At 74.1% G+C, this 5,253-nt stretch carries 5 protein-coding genes and 1 pseudogene; 1 reads left to right on the top strand and 5 read right to left on the bottom strand.

Annotated elements, in window-relative coordinates:
* From ACTUAL_RS24965 to ACTUAL_RS24945, 5 genes and pseudogenes are all read right to left on the bottom strand, one after another.
* Positions 1–626: pseudogene (locus ACTUAL_RS24965) on the bottom strand (hypothetical protein); the annotation flags it as partial.
* On the bottom strand, positions 626–1,636 hold the full coding sequence (locus ACTUAL_RS24960) for a Ppx/GppA phosphatase family protein (protein ID WP_440901958.1): 1,011 nt from the start codon (positions 1,634–1,636) through the stop codon (positions 626–628). The pseudogene ACTUAL_RS24965 and the gene ACTUAL_RS24960, both read right to left, overlap by 1 nt.
* A gap of 27 nt (positions 1,637–1,663) precedes the next feature.
* A complete protein-coding gene (locus tag ACTUAL_RS24955) occupies positions 1,664–2,344 on the bottom strand; it encodes a response regulator transcription factor (RefSeq protein WP_096497240.1) in 681 nt (226 codons plus the stop codon).
* Entirely contained in the window at positions 2,341–3,525 is a 1,185-nt protein-coding gene (locus ACTUAL_RS24950; protein ID WP_096497241.1) for a sensor histidine kinase, read from the bottom strand. The genes ACTUAL_RS24955 and ACTUAL_RS24950 overlap by 4 nt, the downstream gene beginning before the upstream one ends.
* Before the next feature lie 108 nt (positions 3,526–3,633).
* A complete protein-coding gene (locus tag ACTUAL_RS24945; RefSeq protein WP_096497242.1) occupies positions 3,634–4,461 on the bottom strand; it encodes an oxidoreductase in 828 nt (275 codons plus the stop codon).
* A 78-nt stretch (positions 4,462–4,539) separates the two neighbouring features.
* Here ACTUAL_RS24945 and ACTUAL_RS24940 point away from each other — a divergent pair, with 78 nt between their 5' ends.
* Positions 4,540–5,175, top strand: a complete 636-nt coding sequence (locus tag ACTUAL_RS24940; RefSeq protein ID WP_096497243.1) for a response regulator transcription factor — start codon at positions 4,540–4,542, stop codon at positions 5,173–5,175.
* The last annotated feature ends 78 nt before the right edge of the window (positions 5,176–5,253 follow it).

The following is a 5,253-nucleotide window of genomic DNA, read 5'->3' as shown; positions in this document are numbered from 1 at the left end:
GCGGTGCGCTCGGCGGCGCGCTGCGCCTCGGCCTGCGCCTGCTTGCGGGCGCGCCGGGACGCGGGCATGGGGGGCGGCGGCGGGGGCTCGTCGTCGACGATCGGGGGGACCACGCGGGTCTCCTCGGCCGGGTCGACGGCGGGGCCGCGCCGCACCGGCGGCGGGGGGGCCACCGGCGGGGCGACCGGCGGGGGCGGGGGGGCCACCGGGGGCTGGTAGGTGGTGCGCTCGTCCTGGTGACCGCGCTCGTCGTACCCGGCCCGCTCGTCGTAGCCCGCGCGCTCGTCCTGGTAGCCGCGCTCGTCCTGGTAGGGGGCGTGCTCCTCGACCGGCGGCTGCGGCTGGCGCCGGGGCGGTCGCGGCGGCAGCCCCGGCGGCGCGCGCGGCGGCGCGGGGGGCGGCGGGGGCGCCTCCGGGACGTCCTCCTCGCGGACCGGCGCCATGCGGGCGCTGTCCGTCGAGACGCGGTCGATTATCGCCTGCGGTCCCGTCGTCTCCGAGGCGTCTTCCTCCGCGCGGCGGCGCCTCCTGCGGGGCTTGGCGTCTTCTCCCGCCTTGCCGCCGTACTGGGCAAGCAGCTCCGCGACCGTGCGCGTGGTCTGCTCCGACTCGCTCTCTCGACTCATCAACTCCACCGTGCCCCGTGGCGGCCAGTCCGTCCAGTCTCACCCGACCGCTTGGTGGGCGCCGCGGAGGTGCCCTGCTCCGGACCACCAGTCTGGTCCAGTCGGCGCAGGATGACACCCTCCCTCAGCGCCCACGGGCAGATCTCCAGCTCACCGAGTGACAGGGCCCGCATGGCGGCCTCGGCCACCAGCGCGCCCGCCACGAGCTGGTGCGCGCGCGACGGGCTCACCCCCTCCAGCTCGGCGAGGTCGTGCGACGACATCCGCGAGATGAACGCGACGAGCTGCCGCAGGCCCGCGGCGGTCAGCACGCGGCGCGCGCGCGGACCGGCGGACGACGGCGCGGCCCCGGTGAGGCGCGCCAGCGTGCGGAACGTCTTCGACGTGGCGACGGCCCGGTCGGGCCGCCCTCCCGCCAGCAGCTCGCGCGCGACCGGGGCCAGCTGCCCGTCCAGCCACTCGGAGGTCTCGCGGATCTCGGTCCTGCCCGGCGGGTCCTTGCGGAACCGGGTGCGGGTCAGCCTGCCCGCGCCCAGCGGGACGGACAGGGCCGTCTCCGGCTCCTCGTCCATCCCCGCCGCCAGCTCCAGCGACCCGCCGCCGATGTCCAGGCACAGCAGCCTGCCCGCCGACCAGCCGTGCCAGCGGCGGACCGCCAGGAACGTGTGCCGCGCCTCGTCCTCCCCCGAGAGGACCTCCAGCTCGACGCCGGTCTCCTCGCGCACCCGCTCCAGCACGGCGGCGGAGTTGCCCGCCTCGCGCACGGCGGAGGTGGCGAACGCCATCAGCTCGGCGCAGCCGAGCCGCTCCGCGGAGGCCTTGGCCGCCGCGACCGCGCGGACCAGGTGGTCCGCGCCCGCACGGCTGAGGTCGCCCCGCCCGTCGAGCTGCTCCGCCAGCCGGAGCACCGACTTCTCGGAGCGGGCAGGCGTTGGGTGGGCACCACGATGCGCGTCCACCACCAACAGGTGGACCGTGTTGGAACCGACGTCAAGCACCCCGAGGCGCACGCGGAGCACCGTACCCGGTCGGGTGGATCAGGACTCGAACTTGTAGCCCAGACCTCGCACGGTAACCAGGTGACGGGGTGCGGCCGGGTCGGGCTCGACCTTGGACCTGAGCCGCTTGACGTGCACGTCCAGCGTCTTCGTATCACCGACGTAGTCCGCGCCCCACACCCGGTCGATGAGCTGACCGCGCGTGAGCACCCGGCCCACGTTGCGCAGGAGGTACTCCAGCAGGTCGAACTCCTTGAGGGGCAGCGCGACTTCTTCACCGTTGACAGTCACGACGTGCCGCTCGACGTCCATCCGGACCGGCCCCGCCTCCAGGACCTGCGGCAACAGCTCCTCGGACTCGCCGCCGCGGCGCAGCACGGCGCGGATCCGGGCGATCAGCTCGCGCGCGGAGTAGGGCTTGGTGACGTAGTCGTCGGCGCCGAGCTCCAGCCCGACCACCTTGTCGATCTCGCTGTCCCGCGCCGTGACCATGATCACCGGGACGGCCGAGCGCTGGCGCAGCTGCTTGCAGACGTCGGTGCCGCTCATGCCGGGGAGCATCAGGTCGAGCAGGACGATGTCGGCGCCGTTGCGGTCGAACTCCTCCAGCGCCTCGGGGCCGGTGGCGGCCAGCGCGGCGGTGAAGCCCTCCTTGCGGAGCAGGAAGGCGAGCGGATCGGCGAAGGACTCCTCGTCCTCCACGATGAGCACCCTGGTCACAGCTCTCCTCCGTGGTTGCCCGCGCCGGTGGTGGCGCGCGCGGCCGGTTCCCGGTCGGGAACGTCGTTCTGGGCCGTGCGGTCGGCCGGGATGCGCAGCGTGAAGGTCGAGCCGGTGCCGGGGCGGCTCCACAGCTTCACCTCGCCGCCGTGGTTGTTGGCCACGTGCTTGACGATGGCCAGCCCGAGGCCGGTGCCGCCGGTGGCGCGCGAGCGGGCCCGGTCGACCCGGTAGAAGCGCTCGAACACGCGGGTCTGCTGGTCCTCGGCGATGCCGATGCCCCGGTCGGTGACGGCGATCTCGACGCAGCCGTCGACGAGCCTGCGGCTGACCGAGACGGGGCTGCCGGGCGGGGAGTACGCGATGGCGTTCTCCAGCAGGTTGCTCAGCGCGGTCACCAGGAGGGTGCGGTCGCCCTCGACGGACAGGCCGCTCGCGTCGTCGGTGCCGACCTTGATGCCCGCGGACTCGGCGGACAGCCGGGTGCGGCTGAGCGCCTCGGAGACGACCACGTCCACGTCCACGTCGCTCAGCTCGGGCAGCCGCTCGGCGCCCTGCAGCCGGGAGAGCGCGATCAGCTCGGTGACCAGGGCGCCCAGCCGGGTGGCCTCCTGCATGATCTTCGCGCTGAACCGGCGGACCTCCTCCCGGTCGTCCGCGGCGTCGAGCACGGCCTCGGCGAGCAGCGCGAGCGCGCCCACCGGGGTCTTGAGCTCGTGGCTGACGTTCGCGACGAAGTCCCGGCGGGTGGCCTCCAGGCGGACCGACTCGGACTCGTCGGAGGCGTCCACCACGACGAACTCGTCGGTCAGGACCATGACCCTGGCGTGCACGGCCTCCGGCTGGCGCCCCCTGACCTCCAGGGGCGACAGGTCGACGGCGACGGGCTCACCGGTGGCGCGGGTGCGCTCGGCGGCGGTCCGCGCCCGGTCGTCGACGCGGTTGTTGCGCACCACGCCGAGGTCCTCGGCTCGCTGGTTGTGCAGCACCACGTCGCCGAAGCCGTTGAGCACGACGATGCCGTCGTGCGAGGAGCGGACGACCATCGCCATGAGGTCCGCCACGGTCAGCCCGGAGGGGCGGCGGTCCTTCCCGCGCGCCGAAGCACGTCCCAGGAAGAACGCCGCACCACCGATCAGCAGAACGCCGATCGCCAGGGCGAGGTAACCCGCTGCGCTCACCCACGCATCGTAAGCAGCCCTACAGGGGTTCGGCCTAGTGCGCGTGCGCGGTTCGTGATGCCCACGACACCTTTCGCGGGTCAAGTTCGCCCGTGCGATAGCCCCAGTTCACCCAGTCGTGTCCAAGTCAGCCATGTCCTGTTCGGACAGCCGCAACTGGCCGGCCGCCGTGTTCTCCTCCAGGTGACGCACGGACGACGTGCCGGGGATCAGCAGCACGTTCGGCGCGCGGTGCAGCAGCCAGGCGAGGGCGACCTGCCGGTCGGTCGCGCCGTGGCGCTCCGCGACCGAGGCGAGCGCCGCGTGCTGGAGCGGGGAGAAGCCGCCCAGGGGGAAGAACGGGACGTACGCGATGCCCTCGGCGGTGGTGTGGTCGAGCAGGGCGTCGTCCTCGCGCTGGGCGATGTTGTACATGTTCTGCACGCACGCGACGGGCGCGATCGAGCGCGCCTGGTCCAGCTGGGACCGGGTGGCGTTGCTGACCCCCAGCTCGCCGATGAGGCCCTGCTCGCGCAGCTCGGCCAGGACCGTGAACTCGCGCTCGACGTCGCGGTCCTCGGGGCCGTGCGGGCCGCCGACGCGCAGGTTCACCACGTCGATCCGGTCGACGCCGAGCGTGCGCAGGTTGCTGTGCACGGCCTCGCGCAGCTGGTCGGAGCCGTGGGCGGGCACCCAGTCCTTGGCCTCGTTGCGCACGTAGCCGACCTTGGTGACCAGCACCAGGTGCTCCGGGTACGGGTGCAGGGCCTCCTTGATGAGCTCGTTGACGACGTGCGGGCCGTAGAAGTCGCTGGTGTCGAGGTGGTCGATCCCCAGTTCGACGGCGCGGCGGAGCACGGCGACGGCGGCGGCGGGGTCGGCGGGCGGCCCGTAGACGCCGGGGCCCGCGAGCTGCATGGCCCCGTAGCCGACCCGGTTGAGCTTGAGCATGTCCATGGTCGGAGAGCCTGCCCCCCGACGGCAGCGGCTGTCATCCGGTGGCAGCTTCCTGCCATCCTCGGTGGGGTGAGCGGGATGACCGGCGGGATCGCCGTGGTGCACGGCGAGGCGGAGCTGTACGACCGGACGGCGCACCTGTTCGCGTCGGCGGGGACCCTGTCGTGCGCGGCGAACGAGCTGGTCACGTGGGTCGCGGCGCACCGGGGCGGGGTGATGTCGCGGCAGCGGCCGAGCACCGGCGTGCGCAAGCTGTTCCGGCTCGGCGCGCTGCTCGACCCGGCGTGGGCCGGGCACGTCGAGGCGGTGCTGTCGGCGGGCGCGCGGGTGCGGCTGTCCCGGCACGAGGTGAACGAGACGATCCTGCTGGACGACCGGGTGGCGATCCTGGCGGGCGACCGCTCGCGCGGGCCGCGCGGGTACACCGTGGTCACCGAGCCGCAGCTGCTGAGCGGGATCACCTCGCTGTTCGAGGCGGCGTGGGAGTCCGGGGACGAGCTGTCCGAGCACGCGGGGGCGATGGCGGAGCTGCGGGCGGTCGCGCCGGGGGTGGCGGACGCGCTGAACCGGGGGTGGACGGACGACGCGGCGGCGCGGGAGCTGGGGATGTCGGTGCGCACCTACCGGCGGCGGGTGGCGGAACTGATGGCGGCGCTGGGCGCGTCGTCGCGGTTCCAGGCCGGGGCGCGGGCCCGCGAGCTGGGGTTGCTGTGACCGGTGGCGGGTGGGGCCCTGGTGGGGCCCCGGACGTGGACCGGCCCCGGTTCAGCGCTGGTGTCAGCGCTGAACCGG

The organism is Actinosynnema sp., assembly GCF_052038725.1.
Note: the sequence above shows the minus strand (reverse complement) of the source record. Positions and strands in the feature narration are given on the sequence as shown.

Excerpts from the sequence above, each read along its gene's own strand:
- ACTUAL_RS24940 (WP_096497243.1), top strand. The coding sequence starts at position 4,540 with ATGACCGGCGGGATCGCCGTGGTGCACGGCGAGGCGGAGCTGTACGAC.
- ACTUAL_RS24945 (WP_096497242.1), bottom strand. The coding sequence starts at position 4,461 with ATGGACATGCTCAAGCTCAACCGGGTCGGCTACGGGGCCATGCAGCTC.